The organism is Verrucomicrobium sp. (assembly GCA_028283855.1).
In the GTDB taxonomy this organism is placed as follows: domain Bacteria; phylum Verrucomicrobiota; class Verrucomicrobiia; order Methylacidiphilales; family GAS474; genus GAS474.
In genome coordinates this window covers 79,480-98,590 of sequence record JAPWJX010000004.1, presented here as the reverse complement: position 1 = coordinate 98,590, position 19,111 = coordinate 79,480, and the positions used below count along the sequence as shown (strand labels likewise).

The following is a 19,111-nucleotide window of genomic DNA, read 5'->3' as shown; positions in this document are numbered from 1 at the left end:
CCTCCCATGATCAAATGGATCGTTAAGAAAGTCCTCGGCTCCAAGAACCAGCGCGAGGTGAAGAAGCTCTGGCCCGTCGTCCAGAAGATCAACCAGATCGAGGAAGGCTACCGCTCCCTCTCCGACGAGCAGCTCCAGGCCAAGACCCTGGAATTCAAGGAGCGCCTGAAGCGCGGCGAATCCCTGGACGACCTCCTGCCGGAGGCCTTCGCCGCCGTGAAGAGCGCCTGCCGCCGCTTCACCGAGGCCAAGCGCCGCGTGAAGGTCCGCGGGCACGAGCTGGCGTGGGAAATGATCCCCTTTGACGTGCAGCTGATCGGCGGCATGGTCCTCCACTCCGGCCGCATCGCGGAAATGGCCACCGGCGAGGGCAAGACCCTCGTCGCCACCCTGCCCGCCTACCTCAACGCCCTCACCGGCCACGGCGTCCACGTGGTGACGGTCAACGACTACCTGGCCGCCCGCGACAGCGAGTGGGTGGGCGAGATCTACCGCTTCCTGGGCCTGACCGTCGGCTGCATCCAGCACGACCAGCCCCCCCAGGAGCGCCGCGCCCAATACGCCGCCGACATCACCTACGGCGTGAACAGCGAGATGGGCTTCGACTACCTGCGGGACAACGGCATGGCCACCCGCAAGGAAGACCAGGTCCAGCGCGGCCACGCCTACGCCATCGTCGACGAGGTGGACAGCATCCTCATCGACGAGGCCCGCACCCCCCTCATCATCTCCGGCCCGGCCACCGTCTCCCACGCCGCCAGCTACGAGAAGTACAAGGGCCCCGTCGCCCGCCTGGTCCAGACGCAGGCCGTCGAGCTGGCCCGCCTGGCCGACGAGGCGCAGAAGGCCATCGCCGCCGGCAACGCCGGGCCGGAAGTCGGCCGCATCCTCTTCAAGATCAAGGTGGGCATGCCCTCCAACAAGCAGCTGATGAAGCTGATCGAGGAACCGGAAGTCCGCCGCCTGATGGACAACGCGGAGCTCTCCCTCTACCAGGATGCCCGCCGCACGGAGCTCTACGCCCTCAAGGAAGAGCTGCTCTTCTCCATGGACGAGCGCAACCACGAGGCCGACCTCTCCGAGCGGGGCCGCCTCTTCCTCTCCCCGAACGACCCGCACTACTTCAATCCGCCCGACCTCATCACCCGCTTCCACGAGATCGACAGCGACGGCGCCCTCTCCCCCGAGGAGCGCGAACGGAAGCGCCAGGAGGAACAGCACCGCTACGAGGAGACCAGCGAGCGCATCCACCACATCTCCCAGCTCCTGCGCGCCTACTGCCTGTACGAGAAGGACGTCCACTACGTCGTCCAGGAGAACAAGGTCGTCATCGTCGACGAGCACACCGGCCGCATGATGCCGGGCCGCCGTTGGAGCGACGGCCTCCACCAGGCCGTCGAGGCGAAGGAGGGCGTCCAGATCGACCGGGAGAGCCAGACCCTGGCCACCATCACCATCCAGAACTACTTCCGCCTCTACGGAAAGCTGGCGGGCATGACCGGCACGGCGGAGACGGAGGTCAACGAGTTCCACGACATCTACAAGCTCGACGTCGTCGTCATCCCCACCCACCGGCCCAACGCCCGCGTGGACAAGCACGACACCATCTACAAGACCCGCCGCGCCAAATACGCCGCCATCGTCAAGGAGATCGGCGCCCTGCACCAGAAGGGACAGCCCGTCCTGGTCGGCACCATCTCCGTGGAATCGTCCGAGCTGCTCTCCCGCATGCTCAAGCGGGAAGGCGTCCCCCACACCGTCCTGAACGCCAAATACCACCAGCAGGAGGCGGAGATCGTCTCCCGCGCGGGCCAGCGCGGCGCCGTCACCATCTCCACGAACATGGCCGGCCGCGGCACCGACATCAAGCTGGGCCCCGGCGTGGCCGAGCTGGGCGGCCTCTGCGTCCTCTCCACGGAGCGGAACGAGGCGCGCCGCATCGACCGCCAGCTGCGCGGCCGCTGCGCCCGCCAGGGCGACCCGGGCGGCTCCGCCTTCTACATCTCCTTCGAGGACGACCTGATGCGCAACTTCGGCGACTCCCGCCGCATCTCCGACCTCATGACCAAGCTGGGCATGAAGGACGACGAGGAGCTCCAACACCCCTGGCTCAACCGCGCGGTGGAGACGGCCCAGAAGCGCGTCGAGGAGCGCAACTACCTCATCCGCAAGCACACCCTCCAATACGACGACGTCATGAACATGCAGCGGGACGTCGTCTACGGCTTCCGCAACCAGATCCTCTCCAGCGAGAACCCGCGGGAAGAGGTCTTCGAGGTCGTCACGGAAGTCGTCGAGGACCAGGCCCGCTCCCGCCTGAACAGCCCGGAGCCCGATCCGGAAGGCTACCTCTCCTGGCTCAACAGCACCTTCCCCCTGGGCCTGCGCCGGGAAGACATCGACACCGCCGACGCGATCAAGGCCGGGGAAGACGCCCTGGCCCGCATCCGCGCCGCCTACGAGCTGAAGGTGAAGTTCGAGGACCCCTCCGCCATCGACTCCATCGAGCGCTACATCGCCCTCTCCGCCATCGACCGCCTGTGGCAGGAGCACCTCTACGCCATGGACGGCCTGCGCACCAGCGTCGGCCTGCGCGCCTACAGCCAGAAGGACCCGCTCATCGAGTACAAGAAGGAAGCCTTCGGCATGTTCGAGGAGCTGATGGAGCGCATCAAGCAGGAGATCGCCCACAACCTCTTCCGCTCCGCCGCCAGCCTCACCGCCTTCGAGCGGTTCCTCTCCGCCCTGCCCCACCGGCTGACGAAGGACCAGAACCCCATCGCCGCCCCCGACCGGCTCCCCGCCTCCGAGGCCACCCCCGTGGCCGACGCGACGCCCGCCGAAAGGGAGAGCGAGATGGTCCTCCCCATCCGCCGCAGCGGCCCCAAGCTGGGCCGCAACGACCCCTGCCCCATCGACCCGACCAAGAAGTTCAAGAACTGCTGCGGGAAGCTGGGCGAGAACGGCTGCATCAAGCTGTAGGCTGAAGCGACGCGCAGAAAAACCGGCGGGGGAGGATCAACGAACCCCGGCCCGGAGGATTGCCCCCTTCCGGTTCGTTAGCACACGGCCTAGCCCTTCGGCTGAATCGTGTAGCCCGCCGCCTTGTAGCTGCCGTCCGGCTGCTTCTCGAAGACGACGTTCTCCACAGCGTGCTTGCCGGGGAAGAAGGAATCGAACTGGGCGATGACGAAATAGCCCCCCTGGCTGCCGGAGCCCGGTCCGGGCGGCACCGGCTGGCCGAAGGCGGAAAGCAGCTCCCGGCGCTGGCACGGGCCGAAGGGGGTGCGCGTCGCCCGCATGGTCCGCACCCAATCCTCGGCGGGGGCTTTTTGCTGGAGCGTCCTGCCCGCGTCCTTCCAGGCCTGGGCGTAGGAGGCGGCGTCCAGCTCCGCCAGCCACGGCCCCATGGCGGAGAGGGCCGCTCCCTTTTCCTGGCCGCCGCCCTGGCCCATGCCGGGCATCGCCCCCTGGGCGTGAAGGGTGGCGCAGGAGGGAACGAAAAAGGCGGAAAGCGCGAAGGACGCGAGGGCCCCGAGGGAGAAGAGTCTCATGCGCCTGGCGGGATTCATCGTCGTTCCGGGGACGATGCGCGCTCCCCCTGCGGATGGAAAGCGCAAATCCGGGATTAAGACTGCGGCTTGAAGAGATAATCGGCGGCCAGCCAAGTGCCGTCGTCCTGCTTTTCAAAGGTGACCGTCTCGGAAGCCCGGCGCCCCCCCTCGAAATCGATGGTGAACTGGAAGGTGACGAGGTTCCCTTTGGGAAGGGTCCAGTCATGGTTGCGCTTCTTGACGGGGCCCAGCGGGGTCCGGTCCTGCTTCAGCTTGGCCATCCAATCGGCCAGGGAAATCTTGTCCTGAAGGGATTCGCCGGCGTCGCGCCAGCTTTGGTCGTAGCCGCCGCCGTCAATCTCCGCCAGCCAGGGAGTCATGGCCCGCCACGCGGCGGACATGTCCTGCATGACGGGGGATTCCTCCGCCCGGAGGACGCAGAGGAGGGCCAAAAAGAGCGCGCCGAGGACAAATGCCGGTTTGATCATGGAATTGCCTCCCCGCCTCCTTTCGGCGACCATGCGCCCTCCCCCCTCCGAATGAAAGCGGAAATCCTCAACACCGGCACGGAGCTGCTCCTGGGCCACGTCGTGAACACCCACCTGGCCTGGCTGGCCAAGGAACTCTTCACCCTGGGCATCCGGGTGGAGCGCCAGGTGACCGTCCCGGACGGGCCCCACATCCAGACCGCGCTGGCCGAGGCCCTCTCCCGCGCCGACCTGGTGCTGGTCACCGGCGGCCTGGGACCGACCTCCGACGACGTGACGCGGGAGGCCGCCGCCGCCCTCTTCGGCCTTCCCCTGGACTCCGATCCGGCCATCCTCCGCCAGATCGAGGCCCACTTCGCCGCCCGGGGCCGCGTGCCGGACCCGATCGTCGCCCGGCAGGCCCAGGTGCCCCGCGGCGCCCACGTCCTTTCCAACGACGCCGGGACCGCCCCCGGCCTGGTGCTGGAGCGGGAGGGGAAAATCGTCGTCCTCCTGCCCGGGCCGCCCCGGGAGCTGCGCCCCATGTGGAAAGAGGCCTTCCTCCCGTGGTTCGCCGCGCGCGGCCTTCAGCCGCCGCTGCACGAAAGAAGCTTCCTCATCCTCGGCATCGGGGAATCGCGCGTGCAGACCCAGGTCGAGGCGCCGCTGCGCGCGCTGGGCGATTTCGAGATCGGCTACTGCGCCCGTCCGGGGGAGGTCGACCTGCGCCTCATCGGCGGGGACCTTCCCCTGCTGGAACGCGCCGCCCGGCTCGTGCGGGAGACCTTCGGCGCGGCGATCGCCACGGAGGACGGGGAGAGCCTGGAAGCCTGCGTCCTGCGGCTGGCCCGCGCGCGCGGGCTCAAGCTGGCCACGGCGGAATCGTGCACCGGCGGCCTCGTCGCCCACCTGCTGACGAACGTGCCGGGCAGCTCCGAGACCTTCACCCACGGCTGGGTCACCTACGCCAACGAGGCCAAGGCGGGCCAGCTCGGCGTGCCGGAAGCCCTCCTGGCCGCACACGGCGCGGTGAGCGAGCCCGTCGCCCGCGCCATGGCGGAGGGGGCGCGCCGCGCCTCCGGGGCCGACCTCGCCGTCTCCCTCACCGGCATCGCGGGCCCGGGCGGCGGCACGCCGGAAAAGCCGGTCGGCACCGTCTCGATCGCCTGCGCCGGACCCCGCGGCACGGAGGCCCTCACCCACCACCTCCCGGGAGACCGGGAAACCTTCAAGCAGCGCGCGGCCCACGCCGCCCTCGACCTCCTGCGCCGGGCGCTCCTTTGAAATAGCCGAATTATGAGGGACAAGGGTCCCCCATGCCTCGGCCGTTCCACATCGCCCTCGCCTTTCCCGAACTGGGACGGGAGGCGCTCGCCTCCTTCGAGGCGGGGCTGGCCCGCGCCGCCGCCAAGCCCGACCTGATCCTTTTCCCCGAGGCCTTCGAGACGATTCCCCGGGCCGGCATCCTCCTGGCCGGGCCGCAGAAGCCGGTGCCGCCCGCCCTGGAAGAGCTGGCCGCCCGCTACCAGGCCTTCGCCGACCGGCACGACGCGGCGGTCCACCTCGGCTTCCAGGCCTCCTGAGGGCGGAATCTCCATTTAGAAAGGGTCGCGTTGCCACTTTAAAACCCCTCTATCAAGGCGCGAGGCGGCGCAGTGTGTCCACCGTGACACATAAGCCGCCGAGCAACGCGGAGAGAGGGGTTTTAAAGCGGCAACCCTCCGGGCCGGGTCCGTTGGCCCGCCGGCGCGCCCCTTTCTAAATGGAGATTCACCCTCACCCCACGGCCAAGCTCCAGCCCGCCAAATGGACCGGGTTCGACCAATTCGGCCTCCTCTTCCTGCCCGACGGGCGGCCACCGATCCTCTACCACAAGCACACCACCTCCGCCCGCGTCGGCTGGAACGACCCCGATTGGAGCCCGGAGCGGAACCTCCCCGTCGTCCCCTTTCGCGGGGAGCGGATCGGCTTCACCAGCTGCCACGACCTAGCCCTTTCCCCACTGGCCCGGGCGCTCAAGGCCCAGGAGGCGACGATCTGGGTCAACCCCTCCGGCGACAACACGCGGGACTACCTCTGGAGCGATCTCCTCCAAGCCCGCGTGGCGGAAAACGGCTTCAAGGCCGGGGTCTGCGCCCTTCACCGCGACTCCTGCGGCTCCAAACCGCCCACCTTGCCGCCCACCGCTCCTCCAACTACAAGGACACCCGCGTCCTGGCCGCGCCCGGCCCGGCCTTCGCCGTGGACGACCGCTATCTCTTCGGCCCCCCGGGCCACGGTCGAAACGGTCCGGGGCGACCATCGCGCCGACGCCGCGCAGACCGCTTTCCATCGGCGCCTGGCGGAACTCGTCGCCTTCGCCAAGCGGATGGAGCGGCCCGCCGGCCGGCCGGAAAAAATTTCGGCGATTTCCGGGAAAGCCCGCGGCGAATAGCCGAATTACCCATTGTCGTCCAACAACCCGAACCAGGAGCCGAACATGAATTTCTTGCCCTCGCAGACCAACGCCCAAGGCCAGCGCCCCCTGTCCATCAATGCCCAGGAAGTCGCCGCGTTGCCCACGCCGGAGCAGAAGCTCAAGACGTTCCTGCGCTCCCGCGGCAACGGCCAGGACACCTATTACGACTACGTCACCCCGGAAGAGAAGCGGAAGAACTTCCTCAACTTCCATCGGGAGTTCGTCGCCCGCGCCTCCGCGCTGGCCGTTCCCCAGGCCGCCAAAGCCTCCCCGGAACAGGCCAAGTAAAGATTTCCACAGCAGCAAGGTGGTCCTGACGCGTCCTTCCGGGGGGAAGGGCGCGTCTTTTTTTTGCCCGGATCTCACGATTTCCCTTGGCAATTACTTAAACGTTTGTATAACAAACCACACAAACTATGGCCGCTAAAGCTGAACTCAAAGAACCAAAGTCCGACGCGAAGGCCTCCGCCGCCAAGGACAAGAATCTCGAACTCGCCCTCCAGGCCATCGCCAAGCAATACGGCGACGGGTCCATCATCCGCCTGGGGGATGCGAACGCCAAGCTGGCCATCGAGACCATCCCCACCGGCTCCATCGTCATCGACCACGCCCTGGGCGCGGGCGGCTTCCCCCGCGGCCGCATCGTCGAGATGTACGGCCCAGAGTCCTCCGGCAAGACCACCCTGGCCCTCACCGTCGTGGCCCAGGCCCAGCGCCAGGGCGGCGTCGCCGCCTTCATCGACGTGGAGCACGCCCTCGACCCCCAATACGCCAAGCGCCTGGGCGTGAACATGGACGAGCTGCTCGTCTCCCAGCCCGATTCCGGTGAGGAAGCCCTCAACATCGTCGAAACCCTGGTCAAATCCAACGCGGTCGACGTCGTCGTCGTCGACTCCGTCGCCGCCCTCATCACCAAGGCGGAACTGGAAGGCCAGATCGGCGACTCCACCGTCGGCGCCCAGGCCCGCCTCATGAGCAGCGCCCTGCGCAAGCTCACCTCCCTCATCAGCAAGGCGAAGACCGTCTGCATCTTCACCAACCAGCTGCGCGAAAAGATCGGCGTCATGTTCGGCAGCCCGGAGACGACCCCCGGCGGCAAGGCCCTCAAGTTCTACGCCTCCGTCCGCATCGACATCCGCCGCATCGGCGCCCTCAAGCACCCGGACGGCACCGTCTACGGCAACCGCACCCGCGTGAAGATCGTGAAAAACAAGGTCGCCCCGCCCTTCACCGAGTGCGAGTTCGACATCCTCTACAACGAGGGCATCTCCCGCGCAGGCTCCCTGCTCGACCTGGCCATCGAGCAGAACGTCGTCGACAAGAAGGGGGCCTGGCTCTACTTCGAAGGCACGCAGGTCGCCCAGGGCCGCGACGCCGCCCTGGCCGAGCTGAAGGCCAACGCCGACCTCTACGGCCGGATCGAGACCGCCACCAAGGCCAAGATCGCCAAGGACCGCGGTGAGACCCCCGCGCAGGAAGAAGAGGAAGAGGAGAAAGAGTAAGGCCGCTCCTTGCCCTCCTACCTTCTCCCTCCTCTCCTAGCCGGAGTCCTCTTTCCCGTCGGCGCCCTCCTCCTAAAGGGGGCGCTGGTGCGCGGCATCGGCCCGTGGCGAATGGCCTTCGTCACGAACGTAGCCCTGGCCCTTGTCGCGCCGCTCTTCCTCATCGGCGCCGCCCCGGCAACCGCGGCGGCCCGATGGGAAGAGCCGGTATTGGCCGGACTCTGCTTCTATATCGGACAGATCTTCACCTTCCAGGCACTGGACCGGGGGGACCTCTCCGTCGCCACCCCCATCCTGGGGACCAAGGCCGTCTTCGTCGCCTTCTTCAGCGTCTTCCTCCTTCACCTGCCGATCCCCTGGCAGCTCTGGACGGCGGCCGTCCTCACCGCGCTGGCCGTCGCCCTGCTGGGCGGCGGCGGCACGGGCCGGGAACACCACACCCGCTTCCTCTTCACCGCCGGCACGGCGGCCCTGGGCGCCATGAGCTTCGCCTGCGGCGACGTGCTGACGCAAAAGTGGGGTCCCGGCTGGGGCGCGGCCCGCTTCACCTTCTGGGAAATGGCCTTTTGCGCGGCCTTCTCCCCCCTCCTCATCCCCTTCTTCCGGCAGCCCCTCTCCGCCATCGACCGGCCCACGTGGAAGTGGCTCGGCGGCGGCTCCTTCGTCAACGCGCTCCAGGCCTGCATCCTCTACATCTCCATCGGCCACTTCGGCCACGCCACGGAGATGAACGTGACCTATAACTTCCGCAGCCTCGTCATGCTGGGACTCATCTGGGCCGTGGGCCACTGGTTCCATAACCATGAGCGGCATGCCGGGACCCGCGTCATGCTCCGGCGGCTGGCGGGGGCCCTCCTGCTCCTCTCCGCCATCTTCCTCGTCACCAAACATTAGTTCAGGTAAGACTCCTTCCCATGCGCGTCCTCGGCATCGATCCCGCCCTGCGCAACACCGGCTACGGCATCATTGAGCCCGGCGCCAGCTCCGGCTCCTTTTCCGTCGTCGACTTCGGCGTCATCCGCAACGGGCAGGACCTGCTCCACTCCCACTGCCTGCGGGAAATCTACCGCTCCCTGCGGGAAAAGATCGAGGCCGCCCAGCCGGAAGCCGCCGCCGTGGAAGGCATCATCTACGTGCAAAGCCACCGCACCGCCATCACCATGGGCGCGGCCCGCGCCGCCGCCCTCCTGGCCGTCGCCGACGCCGGGATCCCCGTCTTCGAATACGCGCCCACGCGGGTCAAGTCGGCCGCCACCGGCCGGGGCGGCGCGCAGAAGGCGCAGGTCGGCTTCATGATGCGCGCCATTCTGGGCCTGACCGCCAACCCGCCCGCCGACGCCGCCGACGCCCTGGCCGTCGCCCTCACCCACGCGCAGAGCCGCGCGGGCCTCACCCAGGGCATCCGTCTATGATCGCCTACCTCAAAGGAACCCTCGTCGAAGCCTGGCCCACCCACGCCGTGGTGGAAGTCGGCGGCCTCGGCTACGAGGTGCAGGTTTCCTTGGCCACGTACGAAAAGCTTCCCGCCGCTCCCGCGCCCGTCCACCTCCTCACCCACCTCCAGGTGAAGGAAGACGCCCACACCCTCTTCGGCTTCGTCACGACGGAAGAGCGCGACCTCTTCAACCTATTGGTGAACCACGTCAGCGGCATCGGCCCCAAGTCGGCCCTGGCCATCCTCAGCGCCACCAGCCCCGCGCAGTTCCGCGCCGCGGTCGTCAGCCAGGACCTGGCCCTCCTTTCCAAGATCAAGGGCGTCGGCAAGAAAACCGCCGAGCGGATCGTCCTGGAACTGCGCGACCGGCTGGGCGTCTCTGCCGCCTGGGAAGCCGCCTCCGCGCGGAACAGCCAGTCCCCCGCCGAGCAGCAGGTCACCGACGCCGTTCTGGCCCTCGTCTCCCTGGGCTACAAGCAGGCGGACGCCGCCAAGGCCGCCGCCGCCGTCCGCGCCCGCACCCCTCAGGCCGAAACGGAGGAACTCATCCGCGAGGCCCTGAAACATCTTTAAGCACCTCTCACCCATGTCCGCCCCCCTTCCCCCCACCGTCCCCGACCCGAGCTTCGAGATTTCCCTGCGCCCTCCCTCGCTGGACGACTTCGTCGGCCAGGAGCGGATCAAGGAGCGCCTCTCCGTCCTCATCGCCGCCGCCCAGGGGCGCGGCGAGCCGCTGGAGCACCTCCTTTTTTCCGGCCCGCCGGGCCTGGGCAAGACCACCCTGGCCAACATCCTGGCCCGGGAAATGAACGCCAGCCTCAAGTGCACCTCCGGCCCCGTCATCGACAAGGCGGGCGACCTGGCCGGCCTCCTCACCTCCCTGGAAAAGGGGGACATCCTCTTCATCGACGAGATCCACCGCCTGAATAAGACGATCGAGGAATACCTCTACCCGGCGATGGAGGACTTCCGCATCGACATCATCATCGACCAGGGCCCCAACGCGCGGAACGTGCGCCTGAACCTGCCCAAATTCACCCTCCTGGGGGCGACGACCCGCTCCGGCATGATCAGCGCGCCCCTGCGCAGCCGCTTCGGCCTGGTCAACCGCCTCGACTACTACGGGAACGACACCCTGACCGACGTCGTCATCCGCTCCGCCCGGCTGCTCAACGTCGACCTGGACGCGGCGGGCGCGCACGAGATCGCCCGCCGCGCGCGCGGCACCCCGCGCATCGCCAACAACCTGCTGCGCTGGGTGCGGGACTTCGCCGCCGTCCGCGCCAACGGAAAGATCGACCGGGAAACGGCCGACGCCGCGCTGCGGATGCTCGACATCGACCAGGACGGCTTCGACGAGATGGACAAACGGATCCTGGAAGCCCTCATCCACAAATTCGGCGGCGGGCCGGTCGGTCTTTCCTCCCTGGCCGTCGCCATCGGGGAAGAGCCGGGCACCCTGGAAGAGGTCCATGAGCCCTACCTGATCCTGGAAGGCTATCTCAAGCGGACCCCCCAGGGCCGCGTGGCCACCCGCCGCAGCTACGACAAACTGGGGGTGACCCCCTCCGGCCGCCAGTCGGAACTCCTTTAAATCAAGAGGTTACGCCTCAGGAGGAAGGTACATCCTCCTGATTGTACAGGGCCTTAACCATCCTGGCATACCCTATGCTTAAAAGGTTTTACCAACCGAAAGGACCAAAATGGCAACCGCTCCCTCCACCCGCGACCAGATGACCGGCGAAAGCAACGAAATCTGGGCATTCATCGACGCGATCAACAAGACGATGACCTCCTACAACACCCGCAGCGGCCAGAGCATCTGGAGCGCCGATCAGCGGGAAGAAGGCAAGCGCCTGGTTGCCAGCCTGGAGCAGACCGCCGGTCTTTACCGGGGCTTCACTCACAATCGGACGGCGACCGATAAGCAAAACGTCCAATTTGTTTCGGAAAATATCAACGGCTCCTTCAATAAGGACGGCTCTCCTACCAAGGACCATTCTTTCTGGCAGACGGTGAAGGAGAATTACATCTCCCACACCGGCAACCAGGATCCCGGCGCCCGGCTGGCCTCCCTCAATCATGACGAGCAGATCAATCAGCCCGGCATGACCACGAGCGGCACGCACCAGAATCACACGAACGCGGACCACAAACACGTGGCCCATCCGGCCCAGGTGGAAACGCACGCTGCCGTTCAAGCCCCCGCCCCCAGCCTGTCCGCCCAAGCCCGCGCGGCGGCCACCGCCGCGGCAAACGTCGGCCCCGCGCCCGAGCTGCCCGCAGTGGGCTCCATCCAGATGGGGGGAAACCAAATGCCCAACCTGGCCCCCACTCCCCTGCCCACGGTCACCCTGGCTCCCCAAGGTCAAACCCAAGCGGCCCAGCAACAGCAGCAGAGCCCCGAAGCGGCCGCGGCCCAGGGCGGCGTGGCCGCCGCGCCCGAACACGTCCTCACCGCCAAGGAGCGCCGCCAACAGCTGAAGGACCAGATCGCCGAGCAGAAGCTGGAGAACAAGCTCGAGGCCCAGCAGGACAAAGGCGCGGTCAAGCACGCGAAAGCCCAGGCGACCATCAATAATTACGAGCAAGGCGGCGACGGCCACCTGCAGTCCCAGAACGGCCAGGAGCAAGGCGGCCATGCCAAGCTCAAGGGCGTCATGGGCTTCCTCATCGGCGGAGCGGTCACCTACGCCGCCATCCGCAACGGCGGAGCGATGATCGGCGGCCCTTCTGTCTATCATGGCCGGGGCTACGGCTACGGAGGCGATCCGGTCTACGCCGCCCAGCGCGACGAGCGCCTGCGCGAGCAGATCATCTACGCCGAGCGGCAGCGCGGCGCGGCGATGGCCTACAATCCCGGCCGTGGCCACGAGGCGCACCGCTAAAAAGACTTCTTCCCCCGCGAAGAAAACCCCCTCCGGGATTGGTCCCTCGGAGGGGGTTTTGGCGTTTTAGGGGAACGCCTTATTCGAGCGTGAAGATCGCCTGCAGGCGCAGCAGCTCGATGACGGAACGGACGCCCCGCCGCACGTGGCAGAGACGCACCAGGCGGGGGCTTTCCGCCGGCATCCTGCGGTAGAGGGAAAGGAGGGCGCCGATGCCCGTGCTGTCGACAAACTCGACCTCCCGCAGGTCGATGGAAAGTTCCCTCACCTCCGGCCTCCAGGCCGCCGCGCAGGCGGCCTTGAAACGGTCGGCGACGGAGGCGTCCAGCCGCGGATGGCGCACGCGCACCTCCATTTTCCCCTCCTCCTCGTGAATATCGACGATAGCCGTGGAAAACATATTGTGATATTTTTGTTATACATTCATACTCCCTCCAACCAAACCACGCAAATGATTTCCTGGGGAAATGTGAACGGCCGCCACGTCTCGCCTACCGCGGAGGGCACGTATCGGGAGGGGGCGGAGGTGATTCTGCATCCCTCCTTTTCCGCCGTCCGGCCCGCTTTGGAAAAGATGGCCTCTTTCTGCCGCGCCCGCGGCCTGCCCGAATGCGCGCCGGAATGGAAGCCGATCGAGCTGGCCACCGCGGAGGCGCTCAACAACGCCGTGGAGCACGGATGCATCGGAGCGCGGACGGAGGCGTGCGTCACCCTCCGCTGGCACTGGGAGGGAGAGTGGATGGAAATCGAGGTCCTCGACCCTGGTTCCTTCCATGTGCCGGCGGGCGCCCCGCCTCCCGCCCTCCCCTCTCCCCTGGCGGAACGGGGGCGCGGCCTCTACATGATACACACCCTGCTGGACGGGCAGGTCTCCCACCAAAGGCGGCCGGACGGCCACGCGGTGGTCCTACGGCGGCGGGTGGGCCCGGCCCGGCGCGGTTTCCCGGAGGAAGCGCTGCGGGAGCTGGAGTCGACGCTGGAGAACATGGCGGAGGAGCTGAGCAACAGTTACGAAAGCATTTCCGCCCTCTCCTATTTCGGCGAGTGCCTGGCCACCTCCGCCGATTTTCCCGCCTTCGTCGACAAGGCGGTGGAGCGTCTGCGCAAGCTCACCGGCGCGCAGAACACCATCGTCCGCCTGCGCAACGAGGCGGGAGCGCTGGAGCGCCTGGGCTCCCCGCAGGAGGCGGTCCTGGTGCCGCCGCCGCCGGAGTCGCTGGAACAAAACGAGGCGCACGTGGCCTGGGAATCGTTCCTGCAAAACCGGGAGACCACCGTGGAGGATTGCGGCCTTCTATCGCAGGACGACCCGCTGCACCGCCCCGGCTATATGGCGTTCTGCGTGCCGATCTCCTTTCAGGAAGATCCGCAGGGCGTCCTGATTCTCCTGCGGCGCAGGGAGCAGGAAGGGCCTTACTTCACCACGGGAGAGCTGGACCTCATGCGCGCGGTGGCGGAGTGCCTGGGCATCGCGCGGCGCCTGGAGAATCTCCGGCGGCAGAGGGAAAGCGAGCAGCGCGCCCTGCGGGAGCTGGAGATCGCCGCCACGCTCCAGCGCTCGCTCCTTCCCTCCTCCTTTCCCACCCACGCCCGCTTCGAGATCTACGGGACATCCCAGAGCGCCCACCAGGTGGGCGGCGACTACTTCGACGCCATCGCCCTGCCGGACGGAGGCGTCCTCCTCCTTATCGCCGACGTGATGGGCAAGGGGCTGCCCGCCGCGCTCCTGGCCACGGTCTTCCGCACCGCGGTCAACGCCCGCCTGCCCATGGCGGCCACGCCGGACCGGCTGCTGGCGGAGGTCAACGGCCAGCTGGAAAGGGACCTGGCCTCCCTGGACGCCTTCATCACGGCGCAGGCCGCCTACCTCGACCCCGCCGGCGAGCGCCTGACGCTGGCCAGCGCGGGGCATTGCCCGGCGCTGCGGGTGAACCACCGCCGCCGGATAATCGAGCAGCTCGATACGGAAGGCCTTCCCCTGGGCGTGCAGCGGGACGCCCGCATCTCCGCCCGCACCATCCGGCTGGAGGAGGGGGACACCCTCATCTTCCTGACCGACGGAATCTACGAGGTGATGAACCGCCGGGAGGAGCCGCTGGAGCTGGGCGGCTTCATGCGCTCGATGACGCCCGGCCAAACGGAGCGGGCGCAGCCGATCTGCGCGGAGCTCCTTGGCTTCGTCTCCCGTTACGAGGAAGGCCGCCTGCCCGCCGACGACCGCACCCTGCTGGTCGCCAGCTTTCGGAGGGACGCCCCATGAAAACGGTCCTGGCGGTCGACGATGCCCCACACATGCTCCACCTGATCTCCTACGCGCTGCGGCCGGTGGGCTGCGCGGTGCTGATGGCGGGCCGGGGAGAGGAGGCTATCGACATGGCCTCCCGAACCCACATGGACCTCCTCATCATCGACGTAGGCCTCCCCGGCCTCTCCGGAATCGAAACGGCCCTGGCCATCCGCAGCCTGCCCGAATACGGCCTGCTGCCCGTCATCATGATGAGCGCCCGGGGACTGGCCCGCACCCGCTACGACGCGGAGGCTTCCGGGGCCAATCTCTTCCTGACCAAGCCCTTCAGCCCCATGGAATTGCGCGCCAGCGTCCACGCCCTTTTGCGCGGCGTGCACCACCCCGTGAGCGAGCCTTATTGACCGTCTCCGGCCGGGCCGGTACGGTGGGGGGCTTCCATGAATTACGATCTAGTGGTGGTGGGCGGCGGCCCCGCCGGTTACGTCGGCGCGATCCGCGCCGCCCAGCTTGGTAAAAAAGTCGCCTGCGTCGAAACGGAACGCGCCGGGGGAACCTGCCTGAACTGGGGCTGCATCCCGACCAAGGCCCTCCTCAAGAGCGCCGAGCTTTTCCAGCAGATGAAGCACGCCGAGGCCTACGGACTGAAGGCGGGCAAGGTGGAGGCCGACTTCGCCAAGATCATGCAGCGCAGCCGCGGCGTCTCCGACCAGATGGCCAAAGGCGTCGAATACCTTTTCCGCGCCAAGAAAGTCGACTACTTCGTCGGCAAGGGGCAGGTCTCCCGCGACAAGAAGGTGACCGTTACCGGCGCCGACGGGAAGAACCAGGTCCTGGAGGCCAAGAACGTCCTCCTCTGCACCGGCGCGACGGCCAAGGTCCTCCCCGGCCTGAAGCCGGACGGCAAGAAGGTCCTCACCAGCCGCGAGGCGCTGGCCCTGACCGAGCAGCCGAAGTCGATCGTCATCCTCGGCGCGGGCGCCATCGGCGTCGAATTCGCCTACTTCTTCAACGCCCTGGGCACCCAGGTGACCCTCGTCGAAATGATGCCGCAGATCCTCCCCGTGGAGGACACGGAGATCGCCACCCTCGTCGCCCGCACCTTTGCCAAGGAAGGGATCACCGTCCTGACCGACACGAAGATGGAGAAGACCGAGGTCACGCCGAAGGGCGTGAAGGTCACCCTGGGCGGCGCCGAGCCGAAGACCGTGGAGGCGGAGGCCATCCTCGTCGCCGTCGGTATCCAGGCGAACACGGAAGGCCTGCTGGCCCCCGGCCTTTCCCTGGACCTGGACCGCGGCTTCGTCAAGACCGACGCCCGTTACCAGACCTCCGCTCCCGGCATCTACGCCGCGGGCGACCTCATCGGGCCGCCGTGGCTGGCCCACGTCGCCTCCCACGAGGCGATCGAGGCCGTCGAGGGGCTCTTCCTCCCCGGCAAGAAGCCGCACAAGATCACCGTCTTCCCCGGCTGCACCTACTGCCAGCCGCAGGTCGCCAGCATCGGCGTCACGGAAAAGAAGGCGAAGGAGCAGAACCTCAAATTCAAGGTCGCCAAGTTCCCCTACAAGGCCAGCGGCAAGGCCGTGGCCGCGGGCGAGCCCGAAGGCTTCGTGAAACTCGTCATCGGCGAGCCCCACGGGGAGATCCTGGGCGCGCACATCGTGGGCCTGGACGCCACCGAGCTCATCGCCGAGCTGGGCCTGGCCATCACCCTGGAAGCGACCCTGGACGAGATCAAGGCCACCATCCACGCCCACCCCACCTTAAGCGAGATGGTCGGCGAGGCCGCCCTGGCCGGCCTGGGCCACCCCATCCACATCTAAGGAACCGCGCGCCATGTCGATCCAGGCCGAGTGGAATATCGAGTCCCCCGCCGCCGCCTGCGCGGTGACGGGTCAGCCCTTCGCGGAGAACGACGCGATCGCCTCCGCCCTGTTCTGGAGCGCGGAGGCCCGCGCCTACCACCGCCTGGACACCCGCGCCGACGCGTGGCCCCCGGCGGAGATGCCGGACGGCTTCCTCTCCTCCTGGAAATCGACCTACAAGACGCCCCCCGCCGCTCCGCCCGAGACCCTGAGCAAGGACGACGCCGAGGGGCTGCTGCGCCACCTCCTGGCCCAGCGCGATCCGCGCCAGGCCAACGCCTCCTACATCCTGGCCCTCATGCTGGAGCGCAAGCGGCTGCTGAAGGAAGTGGCCCGCCAGCAGGTCGACGGCGCCTCCGTCCTCGTCTACGAGCACGTGCCGAGCGGCGAGACCTGGATCATCCCCAATCCCTCCCTGCGCCTCGACCAGATGGCCTCCGTGCAGGCCGAGGTGGCGGAGCTGCTCGCCGGCCTGACCGGCCCCGCCACGGCCGCCGAAGCGCCCTCCGCACCCGCGGCCTAAATCAAAAGCTATTCCCGTTCTACCCGATCGAGCCCCGATCCACCAACCGCTCCTCGGTCGCGTCATTGGCCTTGGAAATCCCGTTGCTGCGCTTGGCATAGGCGCGGATTGTTTCCTTGAGCTCAGAAGTCAGGGAAACCGGGCCTTTTAGGGGGATATGCAGAGTCGGAACTCCCGCGGCTTCATAGTCCAGGCTTCCATAGGAAGTTATATCCCGGGGTGAATCTACCCTCCGGTTTTTTTCGAAGCCAATTAACACCGCATCCACATTTGTCACATCCCTCGATTGGTCCTCGGAAAACACGATATGATTACCATCGCCCGGCATCGGGAATAGATGGTCAGAACCTGCCACGGGGGGAGTTCCACTTAAAATAATGACGCCGGGACCGTTGAAAGTGAGCTTTTCCTGTTGAATCTGCTCCAAAGTCGCCTCGATATTAGAACTCATATTCATTAATTCGGCTATTTCTGCGGAAGCTACCTTTTTTCTGTACATCCCTGTACGCGGCGTGTACTTCGTTCGCCCACATGTTTGCTCCGCTTCCTGAAATGCCGTCCTTCGATCCCCAGAAATCCTCCGCCGCCGAGTTCGTCACCCTGCGTTTGGAAACGGCGCAGGAAGAGAGCGCCCGCTCCGCCTGCATGTTCCTGCACACCGGCGACGACGGGCTTTTCCCGGCAGCCGCCGGGGCGCGCTAAAAAATAAAGCCGCAGGCGGTTTTCCCCTGTACATCGCCGGGGGACGCGTGTACTTCTCTTCGTCCATGGGCGCCAAACTCAAAGGTCTTCACTCCGCTTTCCAGAACCTCGACCGCCGCGAGATCGTGCAGGCGGGCCTCGTCGCCGCTCTGGCGCTGGCCGAGCTGCCGGTGATCGCCATGAAGGCCGCCTCCGCCCATCCCGAACCCGGCCACCTCGTCGTGGCCGGGGCGCTCACCCTCGGCTTCGCCACGCTGGGGACCCTCCACCTCGGCCACGAGCTGAAGGAAGCCCGCCGCGCCGCCTGCGCCTTCCTCCACACGGCGGACGACGGCACGCCCCGGCAGGAACGTTAGATCAATCCCCGCAGCGCCGCCGCCACCCGCGCGGCCGGGGCGCTCCAATCCCCGTCCCGCTCCTGCCGGAAGAGGGTGACGCCCGGATACCACGGGCTGTCCGTCCTCCCCTGGAGCCACCGCCAATCCCCCCACCGCGGCAGGAGGACCCAGGCCGGCTTGCCCAGCCCGCCCGCCAGGTGGACGAGGGAGGTGTCGACGGAGACGACCAAATCGAGCCCCTGGACGCAGGCGGCCGTTTCCTGGAAGTCGCGAAAATGGAGCGCTGGCGATCCGAAGCGGGCGGCGGCCGCCTCCATCTCTTCCGCCGGGGCATCGCGCTGGAGGAGGACCCACTCCACCGGAATATCGGCCCAATTCATGAAATCGGCGGGTGCCAGACTGCGATAGGCCCCGTTGGGGCTCGCGGCGGAGGCTTTCCAAATGAGGCCGACGCGCGGCGTGGCTCCCGCGCGGGGCGGCACGTCCGGCACGGGCAGGTAAGGGAAGCGGGAGGGGATCGTCTCCAGCGTGGTTTGGAAAAGGCGCGGCAGGGAGAGGAGCGGGAAGTGGTGAGTCGTTTCCGGGAGGGGTTCCCCGTCGGTCACCACGCCCGCCAGGCCGGGCAGGTTCCGGAAAAGAGAGGCCAGGGCCGGATGGCAGGCCAGATAGACTTTTTGCGCCCGCTCCAGGACCAGGGGAAGGTAGCGGATGAATTGGAGGGCGTCGCCCAGGCCCTGCTCGCAGTGGAGGAGGAGCGTCCCCTCCCGCAGCGGGCCGCCGTCCCATAGGGCGCCCTGGACGTAGCGCCAGGCGATGCAGGATTGGCGGCGCAGCCGCCACTCGTATTCCAGGAAGCCCTGCCGGTAGTTTCCGTATTGGAGGTAGAGGAGGGCGCGGGAAAAATGGGCCTCCGCGTCGTCCGGGGCGATTTCCAAGGCGCGGCCCAGAAGGCGCAGGGATTCCTTAAGACTGCCGCCCCGGGAGACGGCCAGCGCCAGGGCGCGAAGGAGGGCGGGATCGTCCGGCGCGGACGCGAGCCGCTCCTCCAGCAGGCGGCGGCACGCCGCGTAGTCCCCCCGGTCGAAAAGGCCCTGGGCCTGGAGGAGAACGGCGTCGTCCCGCATAGGGCGG

22 protein-coding genes are annotated in these 19,111 nt (G+C 67.4%); 17 read left to right on the top strand and 5 right to left on the bottom strand.

Going from position 1 to position 19,111, the window contains the following annotated elements:
• Positions 1-6: 6 nt before the first annotated feature.
• Entirely contained in the window at positions 7-2,982 is a 2,976-nt protein-coding gene (secA, locus tag PW734_08780; GenBank protein ID MDE1171284.1) for a preprotein translocase subunit SecA, read from the top strand.
• An 89-nt stretch (positions 2,983-3,071) separates the two neighbouring features.
• Here the strand turns inward: secA and PW734_08775 are convergent, their stop codons facing one another.
• Positions 3,072-3,554, bottom strand: a complete 483-nt coding sequence (locus PW734_08775; protein MDE1171283.1) for a DUF4019 domain-containing protein — start codon at positions 3,552-3,554, stop codon at positions 3,072-3,074.
• A gap of 74 nt (positions 3,555-3,628) precedes the next feature.
• Entirely contained in the window at positions 3,629-4,042 is a 414-nt protein-coding gene (locus PW734_08770) for a DUF4019 domain-containing protein (protein MDE1171282.1), read from the bottom strand.
• A 51-nt stretch (positions 4,043-4,093) separates the two neighbouring features.
• Between PW734_08770 and PW734_08765 the strand changes: the two genes are divergently transcribed.
• From PW734_08765 to PW734_08720, 10 genes are all read left to right on the top strand, one after another.
• Positions 4,094-5,305 carry a competence/damage-inducible protein A gene (locus PW734_08765; protein ID MDE1171281.1) on the top strand — a complete coding sequence of 404 codons (1,212 nt, stop codon included), beginning with the start codon at positions 4,094-4,096 and terminating at the stop codon, positions 5,303-5,305.
• A gap of 32 nt (positions 5,306-5,337) precedes the next feature.
• A complete protein-coding gene (locus tag PW734_08760; GenBank protein ID MDE1171280.1) occupies positions 5,338-5,604 on the top strand; it encodes a hypothetical protein in 267 nt (88 codons plus the stop codon).
• Between the two features lie 179 nt (positions 5,605-5,783).
• On the top strand, positions 5,784-6,455 hold the full coding sequence (locus tag PW734_08755; GenBank protein ID MDE1171279.1) for a hypothetical protein: 672 nt from the start codon (positions 5,784-5,786) through the stop codon (positions 6,453-6,455).
• Positions 6,456-6,500: 45 nt separating this feature from the next.
• Positions 6,501-6,767 (top strand): hypothetical protein, encoded by a 267-nt coding sequence (locus PW734_08750; GenBank protein MDE1171278.1) that lies wholly within the window; start codon positions 6,501-6,503, stop codon positions 6,765-6,767.
• Positions 6,768-6,895: 128 nt separating this feature from the next.
• Positions 6,896-7,981, top strand: a complete 1,086-nt coding sequence (recA, locus tag PW734_08745) for a recombinase RecA (protein MDE1171277.1) — start codon at positions 6,896-6,898, stop codon at positions 7,979-7,981.
• A gap of 9 nt (positions 7,982-7,990) precedes the next feature.
• A complete protein-coding gene (locus tag PW734_08740) occupies positions 7,991-8,875 on the top strand; it encodes an EamA family transporter (protein ID MDE1171276.1) in 885 nt (294 codons plus the stop codon).
• A gap of 20 nt (positions 8,876-8,895) precedes the next feature.
• Positions 8,896-9,393, top strand: coding sequence for a crossover junction endodeoxyribonuclease RuvC (ruvC, locus tag PW734_08735; protein ID MDE1171275.1), 498 nt, complete (start codon positions 8,896-8,898; stop codon positions 9,391-9,393).
• Positions 9,390-9,989 (top strand): Holliday junction branch migration protein RuvA, encoded by a 600-nt coding sequence (gene ruvA / locus PW734_08730; GenBank protein ID MDE1171274.1) that lies wholly within the window; start codon positions 9,390-9,392, stop codon positions 9,987-9,989. The genes ruvC and ruvA overlap by 4 nt, the downstream gene beginning before the upstream one ends.
• Positions 9,990-10,002: 13 nt before the next feature.
• Positions 10,003-11,010 carry a Holliday junction branch migration DNA helicase RuvB gene (gene ruvB / locus PW734_08725; GenBank protein ID MDE1171273.1) on the top strand — a complete coding sequence of 336 codons (1,008 nt, stop codon included), beginning with the start codon at positions 10,003-10,005 and terminating at the stop codon, positions 11,008-11,010.
• A gap of 109 nt (positions 11,011-11,119) precedes the next feature.
• Complete coding sequence (locus PW734_08720) at positions 11,120-12,304, top strand: hypothetical protein (protein ID MDE1171272.1); 1,185 nt, start codon at positions 11,120-11,122, stop codon at positions 12,302-12,304.
• Between the two features lie 79 nt (positions 12,305-12,383).
• On the opposite strand, the gene PW734_08715 is transcribed toward PW734_08720, so the two are convergent.
• Positions 12,384-12,704 (bottom strand): STAS domain-containing protein, encoded by a 321-nt coding sequence (locus PW734_08715; protein MDE1171271.1) that lies wholly within the window; start codon positions 12,702-12,704, stop codon positions 12,384-12,386.
• 51 nt (positions 12,705-12,755) lie between these two features.
• On the opposite strand from PW734_08715, the gene PW734_08710 reads away from it, so the two are divergent.
• The 4 genes from PW734_08710 to PW734_08695 are packed head-to-tail and all read left to right on the top strand — an operon-like array spanning position 12,756 to position 16,940.
• Positions 12,756-14,564 carry a SpoIIE family protein phosphatase gene (locus PW734_08710; protein ID MDE1171270.1) on the top strand — a complete coding sequence of 603 codons (1,809 nt, stop codon included), beginning with the start codon at positions 12,756-12,758 and terminating at the stop codon, positions 14,562-14,564.
• Complete coding sequence (locus PW734_08705) at positions 14,561-14,953, top strand: response regulator (protein MDE1171269.1); 393 nt, start codon at positions 14,561-14,563, stop codon at positions 14,951-14,953. Before PW734_08710 ends, PW734_08705 begins: the two co-directional genes overlap by 4 nt.
• Before the next feature lie 36 nt (positions 14,954-14,989).
• Complete coding sequence (lpdA, locus tag PW734_08700; protein MDE1171268.1) at positions 14,990-16,375, top strand: dihydrolipoyl dehydrogenase; 1,386 nt, start codon at positions 14,990-14,992, stop codon at positions 16,373-16,375.
• Positions 16,376-16,388: 13 nt separating this feature from the next.
• Positions 16,389-16,940 carry a hypothetical protein gene (locus tag PW734_08695; protein MDE1171267.1) on the top strand — a complete coding sequence of 184 codons (552 nt, stop codon included), beginning with the start codon at positions 16,389-16,391 and terminating at the stop codon, positions 16,938-16,940.
• 19 nt (positions 16,941-16,959) lie between these two features.
• Here PW734_08695 and PW734_08690 read toward each other — a convergent pair whose 3' ends face one another.
• Positions 16,960-17,391: a hypothetical protein gene (locus tag PW734_08690; protein MDE1171266.1), complete on the bottom strand. Its 432-nt coding sequence runs from the start codon at positions 17,389-17,391 to the stop codon at positions 16,960-16,962.
• 101 nt (positions 17,392-17,492) lie between these two features.
• On the opposite strand from PW734_08690, the gene PW734_08685 reads away from it, so the two are divergent.
• Positions 17,493-17,642 (top strand): hypothetical protein, encoded by a 150-nt coding sequence (locus PW734_08685; GenBank protein ID MDE1171265.1) that lies wholly within the window; start codon positions 17,493-17,495, stop codon positions 17,640-17,642.
• Between the two features lie 65 nt (positions 17,643-17,707).
• A complete protein-coding gene (locus PW734_08680) occupies positions 17,708-17,998 on the top strand; it encodes a hypothetical protein (GenBank protein ID MDE1171264.1) in 291 nt (96 codons plus the stop codon).
• Here the strand turns inward: PW734_08680 and PW734_08675 are convergent.
• Positions 17,995-19,104, bottom strand: coding sequence for a tetratricopeptide repeat-containing glycosyltransferase family protein (locus PW734_08675; GenBank protein MDE1171263.1), 1,110 nt, complete (start codon positions 19,102-19,104; stop codon positions 17,995-17,997). The genes PW734_08680 and PW734_08675 overlap by 4 nt on opposite strands.
• Between the last annotated feature and the right edge of the window lie 7 nt (positions 19,105-19,111).